General features: G+C 55.4%; 25 protein-coding genes and 1 tRNA gene. 4 read left to right on the forward strand and 22 right to left on the reverse strand.

Annotation, left to right across the window (positions count from 1 at the left end; translation table 11 throughout):
* Positions 1-509: 509 nt before the first annotated feature.
* On the reverse strand, positions 510-698 hold the full coding sequence (locus tag RBB63_RS08230) for a CopG family ribbon-helix-helix protein (RefSeq protein ID WP_309382990.1): 189 nt from the start codon (positions 696-698) through the stop codon (positions 510-512).
* A gap of 69 nt (positions 699-767) precedes the next feature.
* A tRNA-Tyr gene (locus RBB63_RS08235) sits at positions 768-854 on the reverse strand.
* A 452-nt stretch (positions 855-1306) separates the two neighbouring features.
* On the opposite strand from RBB63_RS08235, the gene RBB63_RS08240 reads away from it, so the two are divergent.
* The gene (locus tag RBB63_RS08240) at positions 1307-2734 is read left to right on the forward strand and encodes a chloride channel protein (protein WP_309382992.1); all 1428 of its coding nucleotides are present in this window, start codon (positions 1307-1309) and stop codon (positions 2732-2734) included.
* Positions 2731-4539, forward strand: a complete 1809-nt coding sequence (locus RBB63_RS08245; protein ID WP_309382994.1) for a chloride channel protein — start codon at positions 2731-2733, stop codon at positions 4537-4539. Before RBB63_RS08240 ends, RBB63_RS08245 begins: the two co-directional genes overlap by 4 nt.
* Positions 4540-4604: 65 nt before the next feature.
* Here the strand turns inward: RBB63_RS08245 and RBB63_RS08250 are convergent, their stop codons facing one another.
* Together RBB63_RS08250 and RBB63_RS08255 are read right to left on the reverse strand one after the other, a co-directional pair.
* On the reverse strand, positions 4605-5066 hold the full coding sequence (locus tag RBB63_RS08250) for a heme-binding domain-containing protein (protein WP_309382996.1): 462 nt from the start codon (positions 5064-5066) through the stop codon (positions 4605-4607).
* Positions 5067-5107: 41 nt separating this feature from the next.
* A complete protein-coding gene (locus tag RBB63_RS08255) occupies positions 5108-5710 on the reverse strand; it encodes a shikimate kinase (protein WP_309382998.1) in 603 nt (200 codons plus the stop codon).
* 117 nt (positions 5711-5827) lie between these two features.
* Here RBB63_RS08255 and RBB63_RS08260 point away from each other — a divergent pair, with 117 nt between their 5' ends.
* Positions 5828-6970: a polyprenyl synthetase family protein gene (locus RBB63_RS08260; protein ID WP_309383000.1), complete on the forward strand. Its 1143-nt coding sequence runs from the start codon at positions 5828-5830 to the stop codon at positions 6968-6970.
* Between the two features lie 504 nt (positions 6971-7474).
* On the opposite strand, the gene rimO is transcribed toward RBB63_RS08260, so the two are convergent.
* The 6 genes from rimO to RBB63_RS08290 all read right to left on the reverse strand — a co-directional run bounded on the left by rimO (position 7475) and on the right by RBB63_RS08290 (position 13721).
* On the reverse strand, positions 7475-8863 hold the full coding sequence (gene rimO, locus RBB63_RS08265) for a 30S ribosomal protein S12 methylthiotransferase RimO (protein WP_309383002.1): 1389 nt from the start codon (positions 8861-8863) through the stop codon (positions 7475-7477).
* A gap of 139 nt (positions 8864-9002) precedes the next feature.
* Positions 9003-9803, reverse strand: a complete 801-nt coding sequence (locus RBB63_RS08270) for a hypothetical protein (RefSeq protein ID WP_309383004.1) — start codon at positions 9801-9803, stop codon at positions 9003-9005.
* Positions 9804-9906: 103 nt separating this feature from the next.
* Positions 9907-10104 carry a hypothetical protein gene (locus RBB63_RS08275; protein WP_309383005.1) on the reverse strand — a complete coding sequence of 66 codons (198 nt, stop codon included), beginning with the start codon at positions 10102-10104 and terminating at the stop codon, positions 9907-9909.
* Between the two features lie 543 nt (positions 10105-10647).
* The gene (locus RBB63_RS08280) at positions 10648-11964 is read right to left on the reverse strand and encodes an ABC1 kinase family protein (RefSeq protein ID WP_309383007.1); all 1317 of its coding nucleotides are present in this window, start codon (positions 11962-11964) and stop codon (positions 10648-10650) included.
* A 114-nt stretch (positions 11965-12078) separates the two neighbouring features.
* Complete coding sequence (locus RBB63_RS08285) at positions 12079-12915, reverse strand: PEP-CTERM sorting domain-containing protein (protein ID WP_309383009.1); 837 nt, start codon at positions 12913-12915, stop codon at positions 12079-12081.
* 155 nt (positions 12916-13070) lie between these two features.
* Positions 13071-13721 carry a TetR/AcrR family transcriptional regulator gene (locus RBB63_RS08290; protein ID WP_309383011.1) on the reverse strand — a complete coding sequence of 217 codons (651 nt, stop codon included), beginning with the start codon at positions 13719-13721 and terminating at the stop codon, positions 13071-13073.
* Between the two features lie 171 nt (positions 13722-13892).
* Here RBB63_RS08290 and RBB63_RS08295 point away from each other — a divergent pair, with 171 nt between their 5' ends.
* On the forward strand, positions 13893-14765 hold the full coding sequence (locus RBB63_RS08295) for a sugar phosphate isomerase/epimerase family protein (RefSeq protein WP_309383013.1): 873 nt from the start codon (positions 13893-13895) through the stop codon (positions 14763-14765).
* 136 nt (positions 14766-14901) lie between these two features.
* Here RBB63_RS08295 and RBB63_RS08300 read toward each other — a convergent pair whose 3' ends face one another.
* From RBB63_RS08300 to RBB63_RS08355, 12 genes are all read right to left on the reverse strand, one after another.
* Positions 14902-15636 carry a tetratricopeptide repeat protein gene (locus tag RBB63_RS08300; protein ID WP_309383015.1) on the reverse strand — a complete coding sequence of 245 codons (735 nt, stop codon included), beginning with the start codon at positions 15634-15636 and terminating at the stop codon, positions 14902-14904.
* A complete protein-coding gene (locus tag RBB63_RS08305; RefSeq protein WP_309383017.1) occupies positions 15633-17378 on the reverse strand; it encodes a BatD family protein in 1746 nt (581 codons plus the stop codon). Before RBB63_RS08305 ends, RBB63_RS08300 begins: the two co-directional genes overlap by 4 nt.
* 26 nt (positions 17379-17404) lie before the next feature.
* On the reverse strand, positions 17405-19987 hold the full coding sequence (locus tag RBB63_RS08310) for a VWA domain-containing protein (RefSeq protein ID WP_309383019.1): 2583 nt from the start codon (positions 19985-19987) through the stop codon (positions 17405-17407).
* The gene (locus RBB63_RS08315; RefSeq protein WP_309383021.1) at positions 19984-21027 is read right to left on the reverse strand and encodes a VWA domain-containing protein; all 1044 of its coding nucleotides are present in this window, start codon (positions 21025-21027) and stop codon (positions 19984-19986) included. Before RBB63_RS08315 ends, RBB63_RS08310 begins: the two co-directional genes overlap by 4 nt.
* Positions 21024-21626, reverse strand: a complete 603-nt coding sequence (locus RBB63_RS08320) for a DUF4381 family protein (RefSeq protein ID WP_309383023.1) — start codon at positions 21624-21626, stop codon at positions 21024-21026. The genes RBB63_RS08315 and RBB63_RS08320 overlap by 4 nt, the downstream gene beginning before the upstream one ends.
* Positions 21627-22550 carry a DUF58 domain-containing protein gene (locus RBB63_RS08325; RefSeq protein WP_309383025.1) on the reverse strand — a complete coding sequence of 308 codons (924 nt, stop codon included), beginning with the start codon at positions 22548-22550 and terminating at the stop codon, positions 21627-21629.
* Between the two features lie 118 nt (positions 22551-22668).
* A complete protein-coding gene (locus tag RBB63_RS08330) occupies positions 22669-23661 on the reverse strand; it encodes an AAA family ATPase (RefSeq protein ID WP_343219124.1) in 993 nt (330 codons plus the stop codon).
* A gap of 456 nt (positions 23662-24117) precedes the next feature.
* Entirely contained in the window at positions 24118-24708 is a 591-nt protein-coding gene (locus RBB63_RS08335; protein ID WP_309383029.1) for a hypothetical protein, read from the reverse strand.
* Positions 24709-24781: 73 nt separating this feature from the next.
* Positions 24782-25216, reverse strand: coding sequence for an immunity 22 family protein (locus RBB63_RS08340; RefSeq protein WP_309383030.1), 435 nt, complete (start codon positions 25214-25216; stop codon positions 24782-24784).
* Positions 25217-25231: 15 nt separating this feature from the next.
* On the reverse strand, positions 25232-25552 hold the full coding sequence (locus tag RBB63_RS08345) for a hypothetical protein (RefSeq protein ID WP_309383032.1): 321 nt from the start codon (positions 25550-25552) through the stop codon (positions 25232-25234).
* A 350-nt stretch (positions 25553-25902) separates the two neighbouring features.
* Positions 25903-26250, reverse strand: a complete 348-nt coding sequence (locus RBB63_RS08350) for a hypothetical protein (RefSeq protein WP_309383037.1) — start codon at positions 26248-26250, stop codon at positions 25903-25905.
* Between the two features lie 53 nt (positions 26251-26303).
* Entirely contained in the window at positions 26304-26648 is a 345-nt protein-coding gene (locus RBB63_RS08355) for a hypothetical protein (protein ID WP_309383039.1), read from the reverse strand.
* Between the last annotated feature and the right edge of the window lie 220 nt (positions 26649-26868).

Here is a 26868-nt window from a genome sequence, read left to right on the forward strand (position 1 = left end):
GAAGCTGGAGTTTATCCGGATGGAAAACGGTCATTTGCCAAGGCAAGATCTTTACCTGCGCATGCCGCTTCCTCATGCGAGCGTCAACAAGCCATACTGGGATTGCCTGATTGTTGCAAGGTTAAAGGCCCTAGTGGTTCGTTGGGGAACAATGCCTAACGCCGCCGCTTGCTCGGGATGCATTGGTTCTATTATGCAGCAAAGCGCCGCACTTTCAGGGCTTCGCCCAATAGTGGGTTACAGTCTGCTGCCTGCTGTAGGCAGACAGTCATTGGGTTGCCAAATACCAAAAATTGGCAACTGTTCGCCGTCTTTACGGCATTAAAATGGTGAGTGTGTCCAGCGGCGGAATGAAGCTTGATCTTACAGCGCCCTTCAAGCTCTATCCGGCTGGCTCAAGTCGGGGGCTAAAAACTGAAAATGACTACCGTCCCTGCCGTTAGCGGCTAGAAAACCAGCGCCTCAGTGATGCTGAGACGGTAACCATGACGGGCGACTTGGAGTATCGCTTACTCAGTGACTCGGTCGAGAGCCGTTGCGATAAAGTTCGAGCGGTTGCGGTTCTCCAGTGCTGCGAGCTTGTCGATGCGATCGATAAGGTCGGCTGGCAGCGAGATGGAGATCTGCGTCTTGCCCGGTGCGCGCTTCGTTACGGTTTTGCCCTTGGTCTTGGTGCTTTTGGTCGTTTTTCTAGGCATAGTGTTTTAGCCAGTTTTTGTTTATGTTTACTTCACAGAAGATAGGCTAAATTCATTCCTGAATTGAAGTGGTGGTGGGAGGGCGATTCGAACGCCCGAACCGATTACCGGAACAGATTTACAGTCTGCGTGCTTTGGCCGCTTGCATATCCCACCGTTTCTTCGGACCCACGTGATGTGGGCTTCAGGAAAACGCTCTGTTGTAGAGCTATGCGCTGACTTGCCAAGCGTTTTTTTTCAAAAAAATGCATGTCGTCTGTTTCGGATGTCGGGAATTCGAATCTGGTGTTTTCGATACAGGTCTGAGTTTAGTTACTATCTTTTGCGTGTTGTCTATGATGGTTGAACTCCTGAAAAATCAAAATGTTCAACCTCAAAGCGATTTAGGACAACATGGCTAGTCGGTAGCCGTGTTGTGCGGATTAAATTCCGTTCATGTAAATCTCATTACTTTTATTAACGGACTGAATTAATTGGTCTTAATGCAAGTTGATGAAAATAATCGACAAATCAAGTTATGGACCCGGATTTTTGCGCTTTTTTTACAGACGGGAATGACTTTGACAGCATTCCGGGAAACTCCCACATTCACCAACGGGAATTGCAAAATGGCGACAGGAGAACCGGATATCGAAGAGAAGATCGATTGGCGCAAAGCGCTTTTCACACGTGAAGCCTGGTGGGGCTACTTGGTGGTGGCTCTGGGTGGTTTGGCCGCCGGCGCCGGCGCGATGTACTTCTGTGGCGTCGAGATCTTTTGCGGCGCTTACGTGCGGGATTGGAACAATAAGGAGCCATGGCTTGCGTTCATCGTCATGCCGACTTTTCTGATCCTCATCATCTATCTGCGCGATCACTTCTTTTGCGGGACGGATGGCACTGGCATTCCCCAAACCATTGCTGCGCTTAAGCTGCGTGAAGGCCCGACTCGCGACGCGGTATTGTCGATTCGCATTGCCGCAGGCAAACTGATTCTCACCACCCTGGCGCTTCTGGCGTATTTATCCGTGGGGCGTGAAGGCCCATCGGTGCAGCTCGGCGCTTGCTTTATGCGCTGTTGCAATCGCTTTGCGACATTTCCCGCGCACTTGGTCCAGCGTGGCCTGATCCTCGCCGGTGGAGCGGCTGGCATTGCTGCGGCTTTCAATGCGCCGATTGCTGGCGTGGTCTTTGCGATGGAAGAAATCGGCCGTCGTTTTGATAAAGAAAACATGGGCACGTTGGTGCGCACGGTGATTCTGGCTTGCTTGGTCTGCACCGTTTTTCTGGGCAATTACTACTTCTACGGCGACCTGGATAAGGATCGTGATCCGCTGATGTTTGATTCGATTGGCCAATATCTAATCGTGCCGATTATCGCGATTATTGGCGGATTGTTGGGAGGTCTCTTTGCCCGGACATTGTTGTTTTGCATGCCCTACGTCAGCCGGGCGATGAAGAAAAATTTTGTCATCACCGCCGGCTTAATTGGCTTGGCGTGCGCGTCGTTGGCGTTCTTCACCGAGGGCGGCGCAATGGGCAGCGGCTACGCGCAGGCGCAGGCTTTATTGGTCGACGGCAGCCCGGCTTACAAGGAATCCCTGTCCGAGCACCACCTGAACATTCTGGAGGAAGCTAAGAGCCACGTGACGCCGTTTTACTTCCTCTGGCGAGCCCTGGCGACTTTTCTGGTGCTGTTGACCGCGATTCCTGGCGGGTTGTTTGATCCATCTTTTTCCGTGGGCGCAGGGCTTGGGCACACGCTGTTCCCGATGTTTTCCTGGTCGGGCGCTCCAGAGCAGGCCGTCATTTTACTCTTTATCGTCGCTTACTTTTCGGGTGTGGTGCAAAGCCCGATGACGTCCTTTATCATCTTATTGGAAATGACCGGGGTGACGATGTTTGCGCTGCCATTAGCGCTCACCGCCATGCTGGCCTATGAGGTGTCCCGACTTGTCTGCCCCACGGCGCTTTATGAAGCGCTGGCGTTTAACTTCCTAAAGAGCGCAACTTGCGTTCCAGAGGAGCCGAAAACGCCGGAGAAGCAGGCGTCATGAGCAAGGCCTGGATTTTGAATCTGCCAGACTGGATGCGCGCCCGTTTTACTGACGGGCAGCGTTTTTTAATCCTCTGCACGGTGGCTGGCGTATTGTGTGGTTTGGCGGCGGTGGCGTTTCATTTGGCGATCCACGGGTTGTTCCATTGGCTCTGGCACACGGCCAAAGAATTTGGCGAAGAAAGCGCCTGGCTTTTTCCACTGATTCTAGGTCTGGCGCCCGCGATTGGCGGTTTGCTGGTGGGCATCATTTTGACCAAACTGGCGCCCAATGCGGTGGGCAGCGGCATCCCGCAAACTAAGTCCGCCTTTTACAATGATTTTGGCGTCATCAAGCTGAGTGACGGCGTCTGGCGCTTCGTGCTGGGCACGCTTTATGTGGGGCTGGGCAATGCGCTGGGGCGTGAAGGTCCCACCGTCCATATGTGTGCGGCGATTTCTTCCAAGCTCGGGCAATCCTTTGGCTTGGCCAAGGTGCGCATTCAGGCGCTCGTGCCGGTGGGCATGGGCGCGGGCATTGCGGCGGCCTTTAATGCGCCGTTGTCCGCGATTACCTTCGTGTTTGAGGAGTTGCTGGATGACTTTTCCTCGAAGGCTCTGGGCGGCATTGTGGTCGCCGTGGTGGTGGCGGCGGCGGTGTCGCGCATTATCCTGGGGGAGGACCCGGTCTTATCGGTGGACATCAACGAAGTCTACGTGACGAACTACTGGATGCTGGTCGCGATCCCCATTGGGCTCCTTTGCGGAGTGATCGGCCATGGCTTTGTGCAGAGTCTGTTGTGGACGCGCGCTCAATTGAGGATCAGCAAAGTTCCCGCCTGGTTACGCCCAGCTTCCGGCGGCCTCGCCATGGGCATTATCGGGGTGACCGCCTGGTATGTGACCGGCCTGTTTGGCGACAGTCAAAGCGGCGTTTTCTCGATCGGCTACGAAAGCCTGACCCAGGCGTTCGAGAACAACCTCGTCATCACGGTCATGCTGATGCTGTTCGTGTTTAAGTTTATCGCTGTGATCATTTGCTACGCCACGGGTGGTTCCGGAGGCTTGTTTTCGCCGACGCTCTTTCTCGGCGGGATGTTGGGCGGCATCATCGGCGCTTTGTTGGTCCAACTGAATGTCAGCACCGGTTTGTTCGATTTACCCGAGGCGAATCAAGTGGTTGGCGCCTGCGTGCTGTTGGGCATGGGCGCGTTGTTTGCCTCGATTGTCCGCTGCCCGTTTACGTCGTTGCTCATTATCTTTGAAATGACGCGCAACTACGCGCTCATCCTGCCGCTCATGGCGGGCAACATGATTTCCTACTACCTCGCCAGTCGACTGCTGCGCGTGCCGCTCTATAACTCTCTTTTGCTGCAAGACGGTCTAAACCTGCGGAAGATGCCGGCCTATCAGGGCGCCCAGGATTACCGCAATTTGCCGGTATCGACGATCATGACCTATGACGCTGTTACGGTGCGGTCAGACCTGTCTTCCAGCGAGAACTTAAAGGCTATTGAAAAGCCGCACCACGGCTATCCCGTGGTGGATGACGAGGGCAAGCTGGTCGGCGTCATTTGCCACCACGAGATGGAAGAATTCGTTGCTGCTGGCGAAGATTTACCGCTGAGTGATAAAGTATGTAGTCGCCAGATTTTCAGTGTGACGCCCGACACCTCCATCCGCGCGGCGGCGGGCAAGCTGATCAAGGAAGACGTCCTCCAGGTGCCCGTCGTGTCCGAAAAGGACGAAAAGCGCCTCATCGGCGTGCTGACCCTGCACGACATTGCGCGCCAGCAAAACACGGTCAGCGAGCAAATGGGCCGCTAATGACTGCCCACCTGACTCTTTCTTTGGACTGGCGCACCATAAAGTCGGAGACGCGGTTTTCCTGATCAATGGTCGTGCCCGTCGTGGGACTCGTGCTCCTTGGTGGATTCGCCCACGTTGAAAGTCGCCTGCAAACCGGCGGAAAACTCGGTTTTCTGCTCGGCTGTCAGCCGTGCCTTGGGATGCATCCAGGTGTAGCTTTCCAATGGCATCCAGCCCTCGTGGACGGCTTCGTAGGCCTCATCGGCATCGCCCATGTCCGCCCTGGAGATGTTGAAATGCTCGCGGCCATGTTCCACGTGATCGCTGATCCACCACGAAACGGGCGCCAGCTTGGCGTACCAGGGCCACACGGTCTCGTTGGAATGACAATCCGCGCAGGCGTTGGTGAAGAATTCCTTCGTCTGCGGGTTGGCCCAGGTAACGGTGTGCTCGACGGGTGGATTGCTGGTGGTGACGGGGATAAACTGAATGCCGACGGCAATGATAACGAGCGTGATTAATATCTTGGGGAGAAGCTTTTTCATGCGCCTGCTTTTTAGGCGTTAAGGCGCTGTTTTACAAGAGTTTAAGTCATTTCCTTGTTGCGACTGAATCTCCGCGATTCGCGCAGGTAAAAACGCTCTAGGTGGCGGACGATTTCGTTCATCGGTTGCGCGTCCGTGTAGAAGCAGGCCCCGGCTTGCAGGTAGACTGGCTCACGCTCGGAAAGCAGGTCGGCGATGCGTTGGCGCGGGTTTTCCACGTTGAGTAGGGGGCGGTTGCTGTTGCCGCTGGTGCGCTGTAGAATGGTGTCCGGGCTGGCGAACAAACACGCGACCAAACCGCGTCGCTTAAGCTCGTCAATCATGCCCGGCGCCATGACGAGGCCGCCGCCACAGGAAACCACACAACCTTCGTCGGCATGGCCACCGTGGACAAAGTCATGCTCCAATTGTCGGAAAAACGCTTCGCCTTCAGCTGCGAATATTTTCGGGATCGGCCGACCATCGGCTTCTTCAATGGAGCGGTCGGAGTCCAGGTGCTTCATGCCCAAACGACGCGCCAAAGCCCGGCCCACCGTGCTCTTGCCGGTGCCCATGAACCCGACCAAATAGAGGTTTGGCCGCGGTTTCGCCGTTTTCTTTGCCGTATGCGTCATCGTTAGTGGCCATGCGGTTTTAGTGGCCATTGCTCAATGTGAACGGCCTGTTCGCTGGCGCAAGTTCTAAGCTGCGTGGACTTTACGATAATGGCACAAAAAGCGCTTATCGCTTGAAATACTGGCAATTAACTCCATTTTCTTCTCATGTCGCTAAGCGCTGCTACTAACTTTTGGCCTCGAAAAAAGAAAGCGAAGTCATCAGACCCCTTGGAAATGTTGCTCACGCTGGAAGAAGACCTCCATGCGTGCATCACCATGGAACTCAAAGAGTTAGAGGATCACATTGCGCAGCATCAGCCGCTGGAGCCGGCATGGCTCAGCCTCAAGTCCTTCCTCCGCCGTCCGGGCAAGCGCCTGCGTCCGCTCCTGTTTTTGTTGAGCTACAATCTCTTTGACCAGCGGGATACGCCGCCGCCTCGCGCCGCTTTTCGGGTGGCGGGCGCCTTGGAACTTTTTCATGGGTTTGCGCTCATTCACGACGATTTGATTGACCGCTCGGAGTCCCGACGCGGCAAGCCCACGCTCCACCGCGCGCTGGAATGCGACGTCACCAACGGCGAGCGCAACGCGCAAAGCCTGGCTCTCGTCCTTGGCGACATCCTCTTCGGCTTCGCTATGGAGTGCTTCATCGATCCCGAGCTTCCGGCGGACCGCGCGCAGGCCGCCATGCGTTATTTCCTGCGCATTGCCCAGGAAACCGGCATGGGGCAGGCCGCCGAAATCGCCCATCTGGACTTGCCGTTGAGCGTTATTCGCGAATCTGAAATCGAGCAAACTTACCACCTCAAGACCACGCGCTACACCATTGAGTGCCCGCTGGTTCTCGGCGCGTTGCTCGCTGGCGCGGACAATGACGTGCGCCGCGCTTTGGCGGATTTCGCCAAGCCGCTCGGCCTCGCATTTCAGATCGAAAACGACCTGCACGAAGTCGAGCTGCTCCCTGACGGCGCCCCCGATCTTGTCTATGACTTTCATTGCGGCGTGAAGACCCTCGTGCTCAAGCGCCTCCACGATGCGCTCACAGTGGCGGATCAGGCGCTCCTGGAAAAAGCCCTGAAGAATTCTCAATCGCAGGAAGGTTTGGCCGAGCTTGCGCACTTGGTTGCGAAGTCGGGCATCATCCGCACGATGCGCAATGAAGTCCGCCAACACTTCAACGCCGCGCGCCGCGCCTTGCATCACTCAGGCTTGCCCGCGTTGCAAATTGCGTTTCTGGAGTCGGTGGTGGAGTTCATCCAGAGTAACCGCCAGCACTCCGAATCCGACGCCAAGTCCGGCGTTGCTTAGCCCCAGCCTCCGGCTGGACCGTCGAATGCGTTGCATCCGGATTTGCGCATTGCGCAAATGACCAATCCAACTGAATGAAGGTGGCGCGGATCGTCTCGATCCGCAGTTTCATCCGCTCTCGAAAAGGTAGGGCGCAGTCTCCAGACAAGCCGCTGCACAGGAGTGGTTTTAATCAATGACTCTGAGGTAACGCCCGTTATCCTTAACGGGCAGTTTCAGCGGAGTGGCAAAGGTAGCGGCCAGCGTCCCAGCTGGCCAAGCGTGGAACGAAAGTGGTTAAATCGGTCCGCGCCGAACCCATATCCGCGAAATGTGCCATGCGGATAATCATTTGCCGACGGCCTACATCGTGCGGATCGAGGACGATCCGCGCTACCTCAGAGTGATTGCTTCAGGCTGAGAGGAAAGCGGCGGCTGCGCCCTACCTTCAGTCACGTTGCCTCACCATGGCGGCAATGCCGCCATCACAATGCGTTAGCATTGGGGGTGCAGGGCTGCGCCCTGCTACTGGGCGGCCACCAAGTCGTAGCCGCGCCATTCGGAGATGGTGACGTCGGCGAACTCGCCCATCGGCAGAGCCTTGTCCACGAAGACGGAGCCATCGATGTCGGGCGCGTCCCACTGGGTGCGGGCGACGCCGGGCTCCTCGACGAGCACGCGGACCTGGCGGCCTTTCATGGACTCGTTCTTTTTCTCCGCTACGCGCTGCAGGGCGGCCATGGCGGAGTTCCAACGCTTCTTGCGCGTCATGTGGTGGATGTGGCCATCCATTTTGTAGGCGCGGGTGCCTTCTTCCTTGGAGTATTCAAACACGCCGGCGCGCTCGAACTCCGCAGTTTCGATAAACTCCAGCAGCTCGGCGTGGTCGGCCTCGGTCTCGCCGGGGAAGCCGACGATGAACGTCGTGCGGATCGCGATGTCTGGAATCGTGGCGCGCATGCGCTTAACGAGGTCGCGGATGTAGGCGCTGTCGGTTTCGCGGCGCATGAGGCCGAGCATGTTGTCGGAAATGTGCTGGAGCGGCATGTCGACGTAGCGGGCGAGCTTGTCGCAATCGGCAATGGCCTGCATCAGCTCGTCGGACCAGTGGGCGGGGTGGGTGTAGAGCAGGCGGATCCAGAAGTCGCCCTCGATCTGGTTAAGCTCGCGAATGAGCGTGGCCAGGGATTCGCCCTTGGACGAGTCCACGGGGCTGCGCGGGTTGGGGCGCGCGTCTTCCCACTTGTCCATGCCGAAGTAGGTCGTGTCCTGCGAAATGAGGTTCAGCTCCTTGCAGCCATTGGCCACGAGCTGGCGGGCTTCCTTGACGACGCTTTCGATGGTGCGGCTGCGGTGGCGTCCGCGGATTTTCGGGATGATGCAGAACGAGCACGGGTGGTTGCAGCCCTCGGCGATCTTGATGTAGGCCGAGTGGTCGGGCGTCAGGCGGAAGCGCGGCGTGTCGTAGTCGGGGATGTAAACCGGCTTCACGGACACTAGGTCGTCGCCCTGTTCCCCGTCTGCCTTATATTTCCCGAGCAGTTGGTTGATGATGGGCGCGATGTCCTTGATCTGGTCCAGGCCGATGAAGGCGTCGACTTCGGGCATCAGCGCAGGCAGCTCCGTCTTAAAACGCTGGGACAGGCAACCGGCAACGATCAGCTTTTGCTCACCCTTGCGGCCGGCCTGTTCGCGGTCTGCGGCGGCGTCCTGAATCGCGGCGATGGATTCGCGCTTGGCGGCGTCGATAAACGAGCAGGTATTGACGACGAGCACGTCGGCCAGCTCGGGGTCGGGCGTGAGCGTCATGCCCGCCTCGGCGAGATGTCCCATCATGATCTCGGAGTCGATCAGGTTCTTGGCGCAGCCAAGCGATACAAAGCCAACGGTCGTCGTTTCAACCAATGTTTTCATAAGAGCAAGAAAAGCAGCGTATCAGGACGATTTTTGGCCGAAAATCAATGCTTATCGGCGGGGGCGAATTAATCGTAGTCTAGAGGTCAATTGCATTTTAGTTACAGTTTATAAGTCAATTTTGCCGATATGTTGCAACCTAATCATTTTCCCGATCAATTATGATATCTTTGATTTTTGGTAGGTCTGCTTGCTTAATATTAGCGTTATCGATTAATCTTTTGAGTAATTCTGGTGTCAGATCGATGTCTTTTTCTCTCAAAATTGCGAGTAATTCTTGACCAACTTCTGTAGAAATAATTTTATTCTTGAGATCATAATGCGAGTGGCGAACGTAGAAATATGTGTAGGATCCCAGCCAAATCAATCCAATAAGAGCTCCAAGAACACCGGATACATCCAAGACGATAGTGAGTGGTGAATTATGCCGAACAGATACGAGATCGATCCTGTTATCAATTGATTTATGATTGTAATTCGGCCAGTTTTTATCCGCGAGCTCATCCGAATAGCGTCTCCACATTCCCAGTAAATCAAGTGCTGTATCGCGATCTAGAATGTCAAGGTTATTAGCGTTGCATATTGCCTCTTTCATTATTTCAGAACGTATATTACGATGCTGATCAATCAGTTCTCGAAAATGATTTTTAGAGTTTCCATAAGGGTCATAACTTCTACTAACGAAATGATCCGTTCTAGACTTCATTAGCTCCTTTTTGATGAAATCAATCAAGTCGAGTCGAAAATCTAATTCGCTGAATAAACGATTCGCAGAATCCGAGTAACCAGACATTGCATCGATTGCCCGTTTTTCGTGATGGTGCAGGAATAGACTCGTCCTTAAGTCAATTTCATCAATTAAGTTCAGAATGTTCGATGTTTGATCAGCAAAAGTTCTACCGACACTCTGATTACAGATTAATTTTATTTTTCTTCTCATTAAGTATTATCAATTTTTTAGCATTTCTAAGGGAGCCGAATGTTCATTGGGCTGAGAAAGCATTTAGCCATTGAATCAGCAAGGCAGAAAACCACCCGTCTAGTCACCAATGGTGGCTAGATGATATCGTACTAGAGATCGGGTTAGCACAAGAGTTGACCCAATGGATAATGTCATAGGTGACTTTGCCAGTGTCTTCCATGTCGTAGTGGTTGCAGGTATACAGGCCGAGGAAGTGGAACTCGTCCATCTCGGCGGGGCTACGGCCCTTATCCAGACATTCGTAACTAGGCTTTTTCATACAGGCTTGTTTTAAATTCGAACGTCGATAAGTAAATTGATTTTGTCAATTTCGGATAACATTGTAAGAACCTTGGGTAATCGCCGCAATGACAGAGCGTCGCCTTTTAGCTTAGAGACGGAATTGCAGGCTGGTTTGGCGTAACTAGGCCTTTCGCACTTCCCCTCGCAACCCACCCCGTCATCCTGCGTCTACCCTACCCATGGTTTAGACCAAGACATTCCCATGGTTGTGACCAAACCCTTACCACGTACGCGACGAAGCGTCGGCGATGCTTCTGGGAAGAGTCGGCGACGCTTCGATTGACAGTCGGCGACGCTTCGATTGACAGTCGGCGACGCTTGGTCGCGCAGTGGGCGATACTTAGCCCGCTCGGGGGCTCACCTCAGGGCCGACTTTTCATGGTGAAAGTATGCCGATTTTGTCCGCCGGAAGCGAACGAAATCGAGAGGAAAAAGGAAAAAAATTAACGCGCACAAAGTGCGCGTGTGCTGAGGTGGGGAAGTGTTGAGGTGGGGAAGTTGCAGGGGGCGGGATGACATTCTATGCCGTCGCGGTTAGCTCGTCGGGGATCTCGGCGCGAATCACCGAGCGCAGTTGCGCCAGCAGGTTGTAGAGGCCGTAGTAGGCGCGGTTGAGGTAGATCGCGTGGCGGCTGCCGCGGGCGGTGTTGAGGCGCTTGATCTCGGGGTCCTTCTGCGTGCGCTCGCTGAAGTCGTAAATCTCGCGGATGTAGGCTTCGTCGCCGAAGTCGAATTCGCCGTGTTGGAATGGCCGCGAGAGTAGTTCGATGGACTCGCGGTAAAGCTCGCGCAGCATGACGCGCTCCTGAGCTTTGTCGCTGCTCTGGATCAGGCCGAGGCCTTCGAGCATGGATTCGAAATGGGCGTTGTCGAGGACGCGGTTCATATCGAGCAGTTGGAAATACTCGCGGTAGAAGTCGTCCTCCAGCTTTTTGACGCAGCCGAAGTCGAGCACGTAAAGGTGCTCATCGGCGCTGATCAGGAAGTTGCCAGGGTGGGGGTCGGCGTGGAATTCACGCAACTCGTGCACCTGAAAATGATAGAAGTCCCACATGGCCTGGCCGATGCGATTGCGCGCTTCCTGGCTGGGATTGGTTTCGATGAACTTATCCAGCGGCATGCCGTTGATCCACTCCATCGTGAGGATGCGCTTGCTGGAAAAGTCCGGGTAATACTTGGGGAAGCGCACTTCGGGCAAATGCGCGGACTTGGCGGTGAGCTCCTGTGAGCGCTTCAGCTCAAGTTCGTAATCCGTCTCTTCGAGCAGGCGTTCCTCGACCTCCTCGAAGTAGTAGTCGATCTCCTTGGTGGTGAGGCCGATCATCTTCATCGCGATGGGCTTCACGAGGCGGAGGTCGGACTGCAAACTTTGCGCGACGCCCGGATACTGTATCTTCACCGCGAAGGTGTCATCGCCAATCGTCGCCTGGTGCACCTGGCCGATGGAGGCGGCGTTGACGGCGGATTTGGTAAAGGTCTCAAAAATGTCGCTCGGGCCTTGGCCAAACTCTTGCTTAAACGTGCGCACGACGAGCGGGTAGGAGAGAGGCGGCGCGGAATACTGCGCCTGCGCGAACTGCTTTTGGTAGGCTGCGGGCAGGATGTTCTGGTCGATGCTGAGCATCTGCGCGACTTTGAGCGGGCCGCCCTTGAGCTTGCTGAATGCGGCGTAGGTTTCCTCGGCGTTTTCCTCGTGCAGTCGAGCGCGATCGTCCTCGCCCGTGGTGAGCTTTTTTCCGTAATACTTGGCGTAGTTACCACCGATTTTCGCGCCGGTCTTCACGAGGGATGCGGCGCGGGTCAGCTTGTGTTTCGGAATGGAGCGTTGTTCCTTCATCGAATGCTCTAGCTAACGAATGCGCCTGGAATTCGCAAGTCACTCGCTTACAAAAAAATCACCAGCGGCAGCATGCCCACTGGTGACTTCTAGAGATAACATGAAGAAAGTTGATTAACGGCGTCGGCGCAACCAGAGGAGGCCGAGGGTCGCCGCGCCGAGCATCATTGCATAGTGCCCGGGCTCGGGAACGGAGGTTGGCGTGACGTCCGCCCAGCTTGTGCCGACGCGGATTTCGTCGACGTTCAGCGGTTGAGTGGCGGAGTACTCCTTGTCGAAGAGCAGGTATTGCGCGTCCGCGAGATAACCGCCAGTGTCTGACAGTGTCACGGTGGGTGGTGTGTCCGTGCCAAACGTTGAGCTGTCTGGGTTTACCCACAGATTAGCGACGCCCGCGCCGCCTCCATTTGGCTTATAAGAGACGACGATAAACAGCGTGGTGTTGGGCAGGTATTCAGTCGTGTCGACCATCGTAGAAGCGCTGCCGATTCCTTTGTTGGAGCCGTCCAGTCCGATGTTAAAGGCGTTGGCGTTATCAGCATCCAGGGCGACGCTGAATGCCGCTGCTTTCTTGCTTGTTGTATCGCTCAACGTAAAGAGCGGTCCATTGGCTACGTCGGTGGGAAGGGCTGAGATATCAGTCAGTTCAAAGAGGAACGAGTAGTAGATCGTTGCGCCGGTGGAGTTGCCAGTGGGAGTGAAAGGTAAGCCATAAGTGTTCGTCCCGCCCTCGTCCAATACGGAAAATTTATTGCCTTGGGAATCCGCCAGGCCGCTGACTGCCGTTAATGAACCTGAGGTGACGGTGGTGTCTGATCGACCGGTGCCGGACCAGCCAGTCGGAACTTGCGTTCCTGCCGCATCGTCAAAAGGTTCGTAGGCCAACAAGACGCCGTGGCTCTGAGATGCGGCTAAGGCGCCAAGGGAAAGGATGCTGAGGTAGATTTTCATAAACTATTGCTTGAGGGTGTGCCGACTCCCTTCATGGGGATGCGGGATATTGGGACCCTTAATACAATAGCTGCCTCAGCGGCGGACAAATTTATTGAAATTCATCGACTGCGCCAAAAGCATACACTTTTCTGTAGGAGCATTTGTTCACTCGATTAGCTGGCCTTGAATTCGCCCGCGAGAAAACGCACGAGGTCGAATGCGCTGTCGACGACTTGTGCGCCAATCAAATCAAACCCCAAAGTGACTGATTTCTCGATTAATGCATCCGTTCTTTGAAATTGATCGCTCTCATCTTTGAGCCAGAAGTCGATGATGAATAAGAGCTGCGCATACACGAGCCCCGGATAAGCTTGGTTCAATTTGCCGCGTTCGGGGACTTCTTTCGTCGTTTTCGCCTCTTCCAGCACCGGTTTTATGTATGCCAGAAACGCATCACGGAATTTGCTGAGTGAACCGTGGCAGATCAATTGCATGCCGGGAAAGCGCAGCAGCATGAACGAGCGGTAATCCAGCGCCCCTTCGAGAAATGTGTAGTAAAACGCCGCTAGCTTTTGCTGGGCGGGATACTCCGCGTAGTCCTCGTCTGCCTCAAGCGTGGCGACGGTGTCTGTGATCAGCGCTTTCCAGACCTCGCCTTCGAGCGATTCAAAGTTCGCAAAGTGTGCGTAGAAAGCCTTTTCGGTCACGCCCTGTTCTTTGGCAAAGCGGCGCACGCTGGCTGGCGGTTCACCGTTATCGAGCAGGGCGTCGAGGTAGGCGTCGATCCACGCCTGGCGGGACATCTGGGCGGCTTTTTTCGGCATAGCGGTAAGGTTACGCGCCTGGCTGCAAAACTCAAGGCTGCTCAGTTGGTTTTTACTGGGTGAATTTTGTCTGGGTCGAGTAGACTGTTTGGCTTTTCTTCTGCGGGAAAGGGAGTATGCTTACAGTAGTTTCTGTCCCCCAAAGCACACCTAAGCATTACTTGAAAACCCATGAATCCGTTAACTTTGTTTGCCAAAAAGCGGGCGCAGTCCGTGCAGTCGCGTTTGGCCATCCATACGATTTCCCTGGATGTGAAAGGGGTCGAAAACAAGCTGCGCGTCATCGCGGAGGCCGGTTACGCAGGCGTGTCCCTCTGGCGACAGGATGTCATGGAGAAACCGCCGGCCGAAATCCGCAAGCTGCTCAAGGAATACAAGCTCGAGGCGGCGTCTTATTGCCGTGGCGGATTCTTTGCCGCGACTGACGCGAATGCCCGTCGCTCCGCCATTTACGATACCGAACGCTGCATCGACGAGGCGGAGGTGGTCGGCGCATCGGCGGTGCTGATCATTCCCGGTGGCGACCCACATCAGTCGATGGACGACAGCCGCGCGCAAGTGCGCGAAGCGCTGGAACAACTCGTCCCCTATGCGGAGAAAAAGCATGTTCGCCTGGCCCTCGAAGCTCAGCACCCGATGCACGCTGACGAGCGTGGCTGCATCAACACCCTGCGTGAAGCCAATGACCTTGTGGAGCAAATTGGCTCAACCTACCTCGGCGTTTGCGTGGACACTTACCAGCAGTGGTGGGACTCATCTCTGGGCCACGAAATCGCGCGCTCCGGTGAGAGCGACAGGCTGTTCTGTCTGCATGTGGCAGATTGGAAAACGCCGACGCTCGACTTCCTGAACGATCGCGGCATTCCTGGCGAAGGCTGCATTGAGCTGCGCCGCATTTGCCAGCAAATGGATGAAGCAGGCTTTGACGGCCTGATCGAAATCGAAGTCTTTTCCAACCGCTGGTCCCAGGATGACCCAGTGCATTTTCTGCACGAAGTAAAGTTCGCCTGCCGCGACTACATCGAGCCACAAGGCGGCGGCTAGAGATAACATGAAGTTGCCGGGTTGAGCAAGTGCTGGACCCGGCAACTTCATGTTATATCTAGTGAAAACCGATTAACTTTGCATCGCAAAGCGAGTTGCTCCCGTGCTGGAGGACGATACTCCGGGGAGCCGACTATTAATCCCAAATCGGCGCGAAGGCAGTCTTGGAAAGCCAGCCGATTTTATCTTCACCCAGGGAGACGAGGAAGTAATCGCCATGCTGCTCGCGGATCTGCGCCAGTTGCCCGGCTTTGACTGAACCCGCCGCCGGGCTGGTCGATGTCGGCGCTACACTGAGCGTGGCTTCGTCACTTAAAACGACGCCTTGCTGTCCACGTTGATGCCAGCCGAAAAGCCCCATGCCACTCACCGCGAGTAGAACTATGCTGAGTGCGGTCAGGCCGCCGCGGAGCGGTCCTTTCCATCGATACATCGGCGCCAGGATTACCAGGGCGACGGTGACCCAAAATGAAATCGCCGCGAGCCAAGCCCACAGGTTGACCGGCGCCAGATTGCCGATGATTTGCGGCCAAGTAGGCGCATCGGGAGTGAGCTGCGCGGCTTCTTGGGTGAGCTCGAGATTGGCCTGAATGTCGGGGTTGCGTGGATCGAGCGCCAGCGCTTTCTCGTAATGCAACACCGCAGGTCCAAAGTCGTCGAGTTGATAATAGGCATTCCCCAAGTTGTAATGCACATTGGCCGATTGGTGGTCGGGTAGCATTTGCTGATAAGCCTCGATGGCCGGTTCATACTGCTCGTCCTGGTAAAGCGCGTTGGCTTGTTCGAACAGGGCTTCAGGCGACTCGGCGCGCGCCACAACTGCGGCGATCATGGCGGCGAAAAAGAAGACGATGCGCATGAGTTTTTTCATTGTTTGCCTCCCAGTGCGTTGACGGTTTGTTCGAGCTTTGAGTATTCCGCGTTGAAATCGATGGCGCTGCCATCCAGTCCGCCAAAGCGAACAGCGTCCCCGGCCTCCATGAACTCAAGCGCGTTTTGAATGCTGGCTGCTTCCAAGCCCAAAGTTGCGGCGAGCGCCTCGATGTCGGCGATGGTCAAAGACTCCGGCGCTTGCTCCACGTGGCGACCAGCGGCAGCCTGCACAGTGCGTTGCGCGGCTGCGTAGAAGTCAGCGGCGTTGCGCTCGTTGGCGGCCTTTTGCGCGGCGGCGAGCTCTGCCTTGGTCGCCTGATTGGCGCGCACATTGCGGGCGTAGATGCTGTCGTTTTCCAGGCGCAGTTTTTGGCGGCGGGAAAAGAACATTAGCCCAATCGCAAACAAGGGAACGACCTGCGCCGCAAGGAACGCCGGGTGGGTGACGATCGGCTTGATCGTGCGCACAAACTTACCGGGCGCGGTGGCGATGGGCAACAGTTCGGGGCCGCGACGCGAGGCGACAGGATTTCGCTTGGGCCGCGTGGCGTTCGGGTTTTCTTTTACCGTGATCGCCTGCCCGGGGATGGGCATTTCGATGTATTGCGTGCTTTCCGGATCGAAGAAGTTGAAGTTGATTTCAGGTGTTGTGAGGTCGCCAGCGTCGCGTGGAATGAGCGTATACTCAAAGGTTTTGGCGCCGGTGTAGCCCATCGGGTCGGCGGAGAAAAATTCCTCTTCCGGCGGGTAATCACGCCATGCGTCGGACTCTGCGAGCGTCGGAGCCTGCAGACGGTCGAAGTTGCCTTGACCGCGCACAGTCAGCGTCATGGTCAACGGCTCGCCCGCCATGCCACTGCTTTCCGAGAGGCGTGGTCGGTCGACGGTAAACGTACCAATGCCTCCGGTGAAGTATGTCGGCCGACCTTCCTCGGGCAGGGGTTGCACGTCGATGTCGTTGTCTTCCGTGTAAAGCGACACTTGCTGCATTTCGTAGCGACTGCCAAAAAACTGATCAAACATGCTGCGTGTGCGGCGCTGCTGTTGCCGGCTGTTCAGCGTGATGTTGAGGTCTGACTGAATGACCATTGGCTGTGGTCCAGCCTTGAGCGGCGTGATCTTTACCTCGAAGCTGACTTCACGCAGCAAGCGGCCATCGCGCTCCACGTCGCGAGTCTGCTGGTTGCCGAATTCGCTGATCGTGAACGAGTCGTTGCCCTTGGCGTGGAAGGGCGAACCTTGGCGCGCCGAGGCCAGTTGAATGATTTCGCTGGGGTCGTAAATCACCCTCAGTTTGGCCAGCACGGCCTCGCCAACGTAGATCTGCTCGCGTGGTAATTCCAACTCGGACCAGACCGTAGTTTGCAAGCCTTCCACCACGCGAATCGTTGTGGATGGGATTTCCACCTTGCGGCCCGCCACCTCGACTTCAAAGCCGGGTATCGTATACACGCCCTGCTTCACGCCGGTCACCTGATACTGGTATGTCTTCGAAATGGTGCGCGTCATGTGGCCATTGAAAATGTTGACGCTGGACCCCTGCGAGATGCCGGCGAACTCAATGGACAGCCCGTCAATCTCGGGCAGCTCCGGCGGCTGAATCTGCGGATCAATTTCCGAACTGCGTAGCGTAAATTGATAAACGCCGGTCTGCCCCTGGCGGATTTCCTGGTTGGCCTCACTGCCGGCCTGAATGTTTTGCGCTTGCGCCGCTCCGCTCATGAGCAGCGCGATTAACATGAATAGGCGTGGAAGATACTTCGTCATTACCAATCCTTTCGTTTGCCTTCGTCGTCGCGATTAGACTCGCGCCGTCCGTAGCCGGATACCGGCAATTTCTTTTCTGATCGTTTTAAAGATTCCAAGAGGCGCCGTGCGTCATCGCGCGACATCACGCCCAGAGGAACGGCTTCGCCGGTCGGCTCGCCTTCGCCTGCTTCCTGCATGGCGGCGGCGCGGGCGGCGGCTTCCTCGGCGGCGCGCTGAGCGTCTTCTTCAGACAGTTGCATGGATGGCTTTTCGCCGGGCTCCTGCGACTCTTCGCCACTTTCTTCAGCGAGGGATTCTTCTTCGCCGGGTTGCTCGCCGTCCTGCATATCTTGGATCATCTGGTCAACTTCTTCCGAGTCGCGCTCAGCGCCATGGGTTTCCTCGCCCTCCTGTTCGCCGTTTTCAGAATCCGCCGCATCCTGTTCGCCGGTTTGTTCTTCACCGGATTCTTCGGACTGCTCACCTTGCTCTTGCTCGGCCTGATCCTGTTCGCCCGACTGTTGTTCCTGCTCTTCGGAGGTCTGCTCGCTTTGTTCGCCTTGCTCACCTTGCTGGTCTTGTTGGCTGTCGGAGTTCTGTTGTTGATCCTGATTCTGCTCGCCGGACTGTTGCTGATCTTGTTGTTGCTGATCCTGCTGTTGCTGTTGGTCGGAATTCTGTTGCTGCTGGTCCTGATTCTGCTGGTCCTGGTTTTGTTGATCTTGGTTCTGCTGATCCTGCTCCGGGACGAGCTTGCGCAGTTCCTCAATGACGCGCTCCATTTCGGCCTGGGTGTCTTTGTTTTCAATGCGCTGGTTGACGCGCTTCAGGTCGTGCAAATCGCGCTTCAGGTCTTCTGTTTGCTTAGACACGTAGTTGTAATTATACGCGGCGTCCTCACCTGCTGGGTTGAGTTCCAGTGAGCTCTTGAAGTCGTTGGCTGCTTGTTCCCAAGCTTTGCTAATGGGTGTTGCGGCGCTTTGCGCCTCCTTGGCGGCGGTCGCGGTCTCATCTCTCAGCGCCTTGGCTTGTTCCGCAAACTGCAGCGCCTGCATTGCCTTTTGTTGGATACTTTGCAATGCAGAGTTCTTTTCCTCGGACGACAAACTGTTGTCATTTAATACCTGTGCTTCACGCAACACCTGATTGCCTTGCTGGATGGCGATCTCGGTCTGGCGGTTGGCTTCTTCGCCTTGTTGGACGATGGTGGGTAGGTCGGTCCCGCCCAGCTTTTCCTTGGCGGCGGCATAGCGTAGCGAGCCAAGATTATAAAATGCATCGGCTTGCAACTCGAAGTCGGTTGTCGCCAACGCCTTGCCGTAAGCGGCTTGAGCTGCTTCGATTTGCCCGAGCGACTGAAGTGAGTTGCCGAGGTTAAACGCGGCTTGCGCGTTGAGCGGGTTGGCTTCCAGTTCCGTTTTGAATTCCTCCGCCGCCGCCGCGTAGTCGCCATTGCGATAAAGGCGCTCGCCCTCACGCACGCTGGCGGAGAGGTCACTCATGGCAAAAGTCACGACGAGTAGGATGACCCATGTGGCAGCCTTCATTGCGGTGCGGGCGGCGTTGGACGCACCGCTGCTGGCCTTTACTTTGCGACGCAAAGTAATGCGGCGCGTGCCGATGAGCGGCTCCCAGGCAAGCAGGATTATCGCAATGCCCAGCGGCCATTGAAAGCGCTCCAGCCAGACTTTCTGCATGCGCGATGCGAGCTCTTGTTCAGGGATGGCCTCAAGGCCGGCTTCGTAAACTTGCTCCAGCCCATAGCCGGTCGGGCCCAGCGGCGTGTAGAAGCCGTCGGTGACCTCGGCGATCTCACTCAGCGTATCGGCGTCGAGTTGGGTGCGGACGAGTTGGCCGTTGTCATCACGCAGGTAGCCCATGCGGCCATAGCGATCTTTCACCGGGATGAGTTCGCCTTCCGCCGTGCCGACGCCGACCGTGTAAATCGTAATGCCGTTGTCCGCCGCTTCCTTGGCCCGCGCGATGCCGTCTTCTTCAAGGTCTTCACCATCGGTGATCAGGACCAAAATCTTGTGGTTATTCTTATCCGGAAAGGCAGCCTCGGCTTCATTGATTGCACGGGCGATATCGGTGCCGCCGAGTGAAATGACGTCGGTGTTGACGGCTTCGAGGGACTGGCGAAACGCGTCGTAGTCCAGCGTGAGCGGGCATTGGAGAAAGGCGTTGCCAGCAAAGGCCACGAGGCCCACGCGGTCGCCTTCCAACTTGTCGATGAAGTCCAGCACGGCCAGCTTTGAGCGCTCCAAGCGGTCGGGCTTGATGTCCTTGGCGAGCATGCTGCGGGAGACGTCCATGACGAACATGATGTCGATGCCCTTGCTCTTCGTCTCGCGCCAGGTGAAGCCCCATTGTGGACGCGCCAGCGCAAAGAGCAGCAGTGCGAGTGCGGTTAAGATCAACCCGTTTTTTAAACGGCGGCGCATCGGGCTATAGCTCGCGAGGAGTTGCTTGACGAGACGGTCGCTGGCAAACTCGCGCACCCGCTTTTTGCGGGCGCGGCTATTGGCCAAAAATAATCCGCCCAGCAGCAGAAGCGCCACAGGAATCGCAAGCAACCAACTGGTGTATTCGAAGTTCATGGCAGTCGTTTGAAGCGGGTGTTGCCGAGCAGTTGCTCCAGCGAGATCAGGGTCAGGCCGAGCAGCGCCGGCCAGAAAAACAGTTCTTCATACTCGGCGTAGTGCTTTAGCTTGACCTCGGTTTTTTCGAGCTCGTCGATGTCTTGATAGATCGCGGCGAGCTCCTCGGTGTTGGTGGCGCGGTAGAATTTGCCATTGGTGATTTCGGCGATTTTCTCCAGCGTTTCTTCGTCCACAAAACTTTCCTGAAAAGAACGCGAGGGGATGACATTTCCATCCTGGTCACGTAGAGGAACCCCGTAACGGTCGGTGCGAGGCACCGGCACACGGCCGGTTTTACCTGCGGCGATGGTGTAAATTTTCACGTCGAATGACTCCGCGGCTTCGGCGGCGGCGATGGGCGGCAACTGTCCTACGGTGTCTTCGCCATCGGTCAGGAGAATCACCACGCGGCTTTTGGCAGGGAGATCGCGCAGGCGATTGGCGCTCATGCCAATGGCTGGTCCGATCGCGGTGCCGGCCCCATCGATGATGCCCAGCTCAAGTCGCTCGAGATTGCGCCGCAGCCAATCGTGGTTCAGCGTGAGCGGGCTTACGAGGAACGGTTGCTTGGCAAAGGCGATCAGACCAATGCGGTCGTTTGGGCGCTCTTCGATGAAGTCATTGATGACGCGCTTCACGATGTCGAGGCGCGTGGCCAAGTCCCTTTGCGTTGCAAAGTCGAGTGCGGCCATTGAACCGGAGACGTCCACCGCGAGCACGATGTCGATGCCGCTCGCTTCGACTTCGGAATGGCCCTTGCCAATCTGCGGACGCGCCATGGCGACGATCAATGCCGCCAGCGCGAGCAAGCGAAGGAAGAAGAGAAAACCACCCGCGCGGCTCTTGGCCTGCTTGGCGACGTCGCGCGCAATCGCGGTCGATGAAAAGAGTAATGACGCCGAGCGACCGGTGCGCCCCTTGATAAAGAGCAGGATGGGGAGCGCGAGGAGGAACCAAAGTATCCACGGGTCGCGAAATTCGAATCCGTCTTGAATCATGCCGTTACCTCCGGGGTTGATGCTTTGGCTTGCTGCTCGGCCTCGTCCACGAAGTTACGCGCGGTGTTGAGGAGGTCCTGGCGCTCTTCGTCGCCAAAGGCATGTTGCGCGAATTTCGCCAAGTCGCAGAGCTCCAGAAACCGCGCCAGCGTATCCAGAGACTTGCCGGGCAGGCGGTTACTTTGCTTGGCGTGCTGGAGGAATTCTTCGGTCGTTTGCTCCGGCGCGCGCAGGGCGTAGGCGCGTTCCAGGTAAACGCGCAACGCGTCGGAGACGGTTACGGAAAACGCCTTGTCATCCTGGCCGTTGGCGAGGCTCGATGCTTCGCCCAGGCGCAGGCGCGCCTCCTCGGCGGGGGAGAGCGTGCGCGCCGGTGGCTTGCGCTTGGCGAGCCAGACAGTCAGCACGATCAGGCCAATGACGGCTGCCACGATGAGCGCGGTGATCCACGGCCAGTTCTGCTCCCAGTAGGAGGTGGGCCGCAGGCCGCGCATTGGGCGCAGGCCGGTCGCCTCCTGCGCGAAAGCCATGGCGGGCGCGGTCATGATAAATGCCGTTAAGCTTTGCCGGACAAAGTTAATTTGCGATGCAAAGTTCACTCAGTGTCTCCTTTGGCTGCGGGATTCAAAGTAGCGGCGAAGATTGTTCACGTAAGGCTCGCCGGTGGTGACGGGGAGGGCGCCGACGCCGGCTTGACGCAGCCCGCGATGCAGCCCGGCCAGGCGTTCGCGGTTTTGCTTGGCGTAGAGCTGGCGGACCTTGGCGCTGCTGGTGTCGATGTCGACCAGTTGGCCGGTCTCGGCATCTTCCAGTGAGATGATGCCGATGTCGGGCAGCTCGACTTCGCGGCGGTCGGAGATCAGAATCGTCGTCAGATCATGGCGGCGATTGGTGATGCCGAGCGCGCGGAAAAGGTCGTCGCCCTGTCGCTCCTCGGGCGTGGGCAAGCGGCCGTCGGGGCCTTGCAAGAAGTCCGTCAGCAGAAACACGATGGCCTTGCGCTTGATCATGTGGTTCACCGTGTCCAGCGCCTTGACGACATTCGTGCCGGTGTGGCGTGGCTCGTGGAAAAGGATTTCGCGAATGACGCGCAGCACGTGTTGGCGGCCCTTGCGCGGCGGGATGTATTGCTCGACCTCGTCCGTGAAGAGGAGCAGGCCGACTTTGTCGTTGTTCTTGGTGGCGGAGAAAGCGAGCACGCTGGCGATCTCGGCCGCGAGTTCGCGCTTGGACTCATCCAGTGAGCCAAAGGCGCCCGAGGCCGACAGGTCGACCATGAGCACGATGGTCAGCTCACGTTCTTCGCGGAATTGCTTGATGAACGGGCGGTCCATCTTCGCGGTGACGTTCCAGTCGATCGCGCGGACATCATCGCCGGGTGCGTATTCGCGGACTTCCTCGAAGTCCATCCCGCGCCCCTTGAACACGCTGTGGTAGGCGCCGGTCAGCGAGTCCGTAACGAGTCGATTCGTCCGGATTTCGATCTGGCGCACCTTGCGCAATATTTCACGGGTGGAGGGCATTTTGGAGTGAGCAAATTAAAGATTAAAAATTAAAGTGGGAATTGCGGAGAGGGACTTGGCCTGCGGGTAGCAGTGGGCCCTCTCTTTAATTTTTAATTTGTTTACTTTAATCTAAGATTTAGGGAACCGGCACGGTTTCCAAAATCTTATAAACCAGTTGCTCGCTGGTGAAGTCTTCCGCCTCGGCTTCGTAGGAGGGGATGACGCGGTGGCGGAGCACGTCGACGCCGATCGTTTTGATGTCCTGTGGGGTCACGTAGCCGCGGCCGTTGAGGAACGCCCAGGCCTTGGCGGCGAGGGTGATGGCGATCGTGGCGCGCGGGCTGGCGCCAAATTGTACGAAGTTGTCAATGTTCAGGCCGTAGTCGCTCGGCTTGCGGGTCGCAAAGACCAGATCAACCACGTAATCGCGGACCTTTTCGTCGATGTAAATTTCGTCGACGACCTTGCGCGCTTCGAGAATCTGCTCCGGTGTGATGACGGGCGTGATGTCCATTTTGGGCGCGGTCGAGGCCATGGCGTCGAGGATCTGGCGCTCTTCGGCGCGCGACGGGTAGCCGATCTTCAGCTTGAGCATGAAGCGATCAACCTGCGCCTCGGGCAGCGGGTAGGTGCCCTCCTGGTCGATCGGGTTTTCCGTGGCCAACACGAGGAACGGCGCGGGCAGCTTGTGCGTCTCGTCGCCGAGCGTTACCTGGCGCTCCTGCATCGCTTCGAGCAGGGCGGACTGCACCTTGGCCGGCGCGCGGTTAATTTCGTCGGCCAGGACGATGTTCGCGAAGACCGGGCCTTTCTTGGTGAAGAATTCGCCCTTTTGCGGGTTGTAAATAAGCGTGCCGACGATGTCGGCGGGCAGCAGGTCGGGCGTGAACTGGATGCGCGAAAAGTCGGCGTGGATCGCGCTGGCCAGCGTGCGCACGGAGAGGGTTTTCGCGAGGCCTGGGACACCTTCGAGCAGCACGTGGCCGTTGGCCAAAATGCCGACGATGAGGCGGTCAACCAGGTATTGCTGGCCGACGATGACCTTCGCGATCTCCTGCCGCAATTGCGGGACCCAGGCGGAGGCCTCTTTCACGCGTTCATTGACTTCTGAAAGGGAGGATGCGGACATAGCTGATTGGTTTAGGTTAAGCCCGAGGCCTTGCCTTTTCCCCAGCAAGGCTCGCTAGGTCGAGAAAGACACGGGTTCAGGTGGTTGGTTTCAATAATTCTGAGTGCCAGCGGAGGAAATATATTCCGCAAAAATCAGCAAAAACGATGCACGTTTCAGGTCAAGGCCGTATGCTGGGGGTGCTGAAACGGGCTGGCGGGGGAAGATTGCCTGTGGATCGTGGTCACATAGCAAGCGCACGATAGAAAATAGCCTGAATGGCAGTGCACTGACTGAACGTGGAGGGTAGGGGCTCCGGGTCTTAGCGTGAACCACTCATGCGTTTTTGAATCTCACGCAAAGACGCAAAGACCCAAAGGGAATACGAGGAAAGATACTCTGACCGAACGCTAAGGGTATGTGCGGAAAATGCGCCAGCATTTTTCGTCACATATCCCGATTTTTTCTATTCATTCACTATTGAATTCTATCAACGATTCTTCTCACCTCTTTGAAATCCTTATATGGCCTTAGCTCCCAAGGTATTACACTAAAATCTAAGCTCCACATCGAATCGCATTCATCACATTGATACCACCTGATCCCTGAGACCTTAGACTCATACAAATTTAATATTCCTTGGCCATTACAGCAAGATTTTGGGCTGCTGCGAATAATGAACGAACATAGTTTGCATTTTCGTGCCTCAAATCCTATAGGTGGTTGACCAATGGAAACAACAGCATAGCCACCACATTCTGAGCAACGTGTAGCTCCATCAACCTCTGCTAAACTCGCTTTAGCACCCAAGGATTCTAATGAAACGATAAGTTCTTCAGCATCAGATAAACTAGAAACCACCAAGCGTTTAGACTTACCTCCTAGGATAGATGAGCACACGTCTTGATGATTCAATGGAGGCTGCAGTATAACATACCTTCTCAGCAAGTCCAAAACTCTTTCCCTGAGTTGCTCGTCCATTGCTTTCAGCTCTTTAAAGGATTTAGCCGTAGGTTTTTCAACCTCGCTCCATCCAGTGAAAGCAACACTAGTCAGATCTTCTTTCATAGAACGCTAAGCTGTGGCACGAAGTGAGCGGAGCGAACGGAGTTGTCCACAAGCGACTTGTTCGAATCTTTCGTTACCATTCATGTGAGATTTCTCCGAGATAGACTAGTTCAACACCAGAAGCCAAAAAAGAACGCGGATTCGATACTTGGCGATGTTCTCCGAACTTGGGTTGATGATCAATCCCCATCATCGCGAAACTGTTATAGTCTGCGATTCCCAATTCTCTGAGCTTCTCTTCGACAATGGGAGCCCATTTTTCAACCCAAGAGTGGCCTACAAACATTTTCTCCAGGCTTGAACTTTCTTTCGAGCTAAATCCAAATTCAAAAAAATCATGATCAAACCATGTCTCTCCTTGAGATGCGATGAACTCACTAAGAGGTAATTCGTCGTTATCTTCATTTTCTTCGTCGAAATACGATTCATCCTCTTTAAAGAATTCCTTGCAACGATTGCCATCTGAAAATTTGCAAATCCAAAATTGTGATCTAATTCTTTTGGCCATATAATTTTTCGAACGCTAAGAGTAGGTGCGATGTGAATCGTCACCTACCTCGGTTGGTTGTGCTTTTGGTCCTTCTATGTGAAGTAAAAGAACCTCTTTCAATTCAGATTCGGTTACAGGCTTAGATTCCGTCCCCCATTCATTGCGACAGCGCTCAGCCATCGAGGTCCATTCCGATGCGATTGATCTTATATCCTGATCTATTTCTTCGCCTTGCATTTCGTTCTGCGTCGATAGGCATGCATAGTAGAATTCAATGAACTCCAAATTCCCAAACACGTATTGATTCGCATGATGAACCAAAGAGCGAAAGCTTGTTGAGAATTGCTTATTCATTTTTGCTGCACAACGCTAAGAGTAGCTGACCGTCATGAAGCGCCGAAAGGCGCGGAATGAAGGGTCAGCTATCTTGACTGGTTCGGTTGCTGGTTGCGGTTGCATGGTCGTGGAGTGGGAATCTTTGTAGGTGGGTTTCAGGTGGATAGCAATTCCTCAGTGTGATGGGAATACCTTTTCTGTCGTGAAGTGGCTTTGGGTTTCCGGTTCTTGGCGTGAACAACTCATGCGTTAATGAATCTCACGCGAAGACCCAAAGGCGCGAAGAGTTTCTTAGGAGTGGCAATGTTGACCGAACGTCGAGGTCTCACGCGGCGCTTGTCGCCGTTGTGAGCACCGCCTTGATATGCTTATTGTTTAAATTGTGGATCATGGTCGATAGCTCCGAGAACGGCATCGTCTCCTTCATAAAATCGCTTCAACCTCGCCAACATCTCATCCTTGGTATTGTGCAGTTCGCAACCAACGATCCAAGCATCATGACTCGGAAGCTGATACATGTTCTTCTTTAATTCGTCTGACCATTCTGTTTCGCGAACAACTTGCCTAAGAAGTGCGGAAATCAGGTTAAGGTAACCATCTTTCGTTCCAAGCAAAGTAGACTCGTCCGTATGCTCAGAAGCGATAACACAAGAAGCTGAATCATCGGTGATCGATGACTCAAGAAGTTCTAGTGCTTGTTGCAGTTTGGGATCCATTTCATATCTGCATAACGTGGAGGGTATATGCGAAAATGCGCCAGCATTTTACGTCATATATCCCGCTTGGTTAGCGCTTCTACAGTTGGTATAGCTTTCCACCACAGGTAGAGAGTTGTTAGCCCATATAATCCAGCGCCGAGAAATGCGCATATCGCAATATTTATTTTGCCGTTGAATATAAGCAAACAACTGGTGAATAACCATAAAACAAAAAGTAACAGGGCTGGAATCTGGGTCCAGCGCCAATTCATCAACATTCCGAGGCCAACCAAATAACCTAAGCAGACGGATGTTAGCCCGAACCAACTCAAGCCAAGGCCATTCTTAAGGAGAGCAATCGTTGCTCCAAGCAATAGAACGATCCCCATGCGCTGAATGTGATTCGGATATTTCATCTACTTCGCTAACGCTAAGAGTAGCTGACCGTCATGGAGCGCCTAAAGGCGCGGAATGAAGGGTCAGCTATCTCGACTGGTTCGGTTGCTGGTTGCGGTTGCATGGTGGAGGAGTGGAATTGGTTGTAGGTGGGTTTCAGGTAGATGGCAATTCCTCAGTGTGATTGGAATGCCTTTTCTGTAGTGGAGTGGCTTTGGGTCTCCGGGTCTTGGCGTGAAC

Source organism: Cerasicoccus frondis, assembly GCA_031296915.1.
In the GTDB taxonomy this organism is placed as follows: Bacteria; Verrucomicrobiota; Verrucomicrobiia; order Opitutales; family Cerasicoccaceae; genus Cerasicoccus; species Cerasicoccus frondis.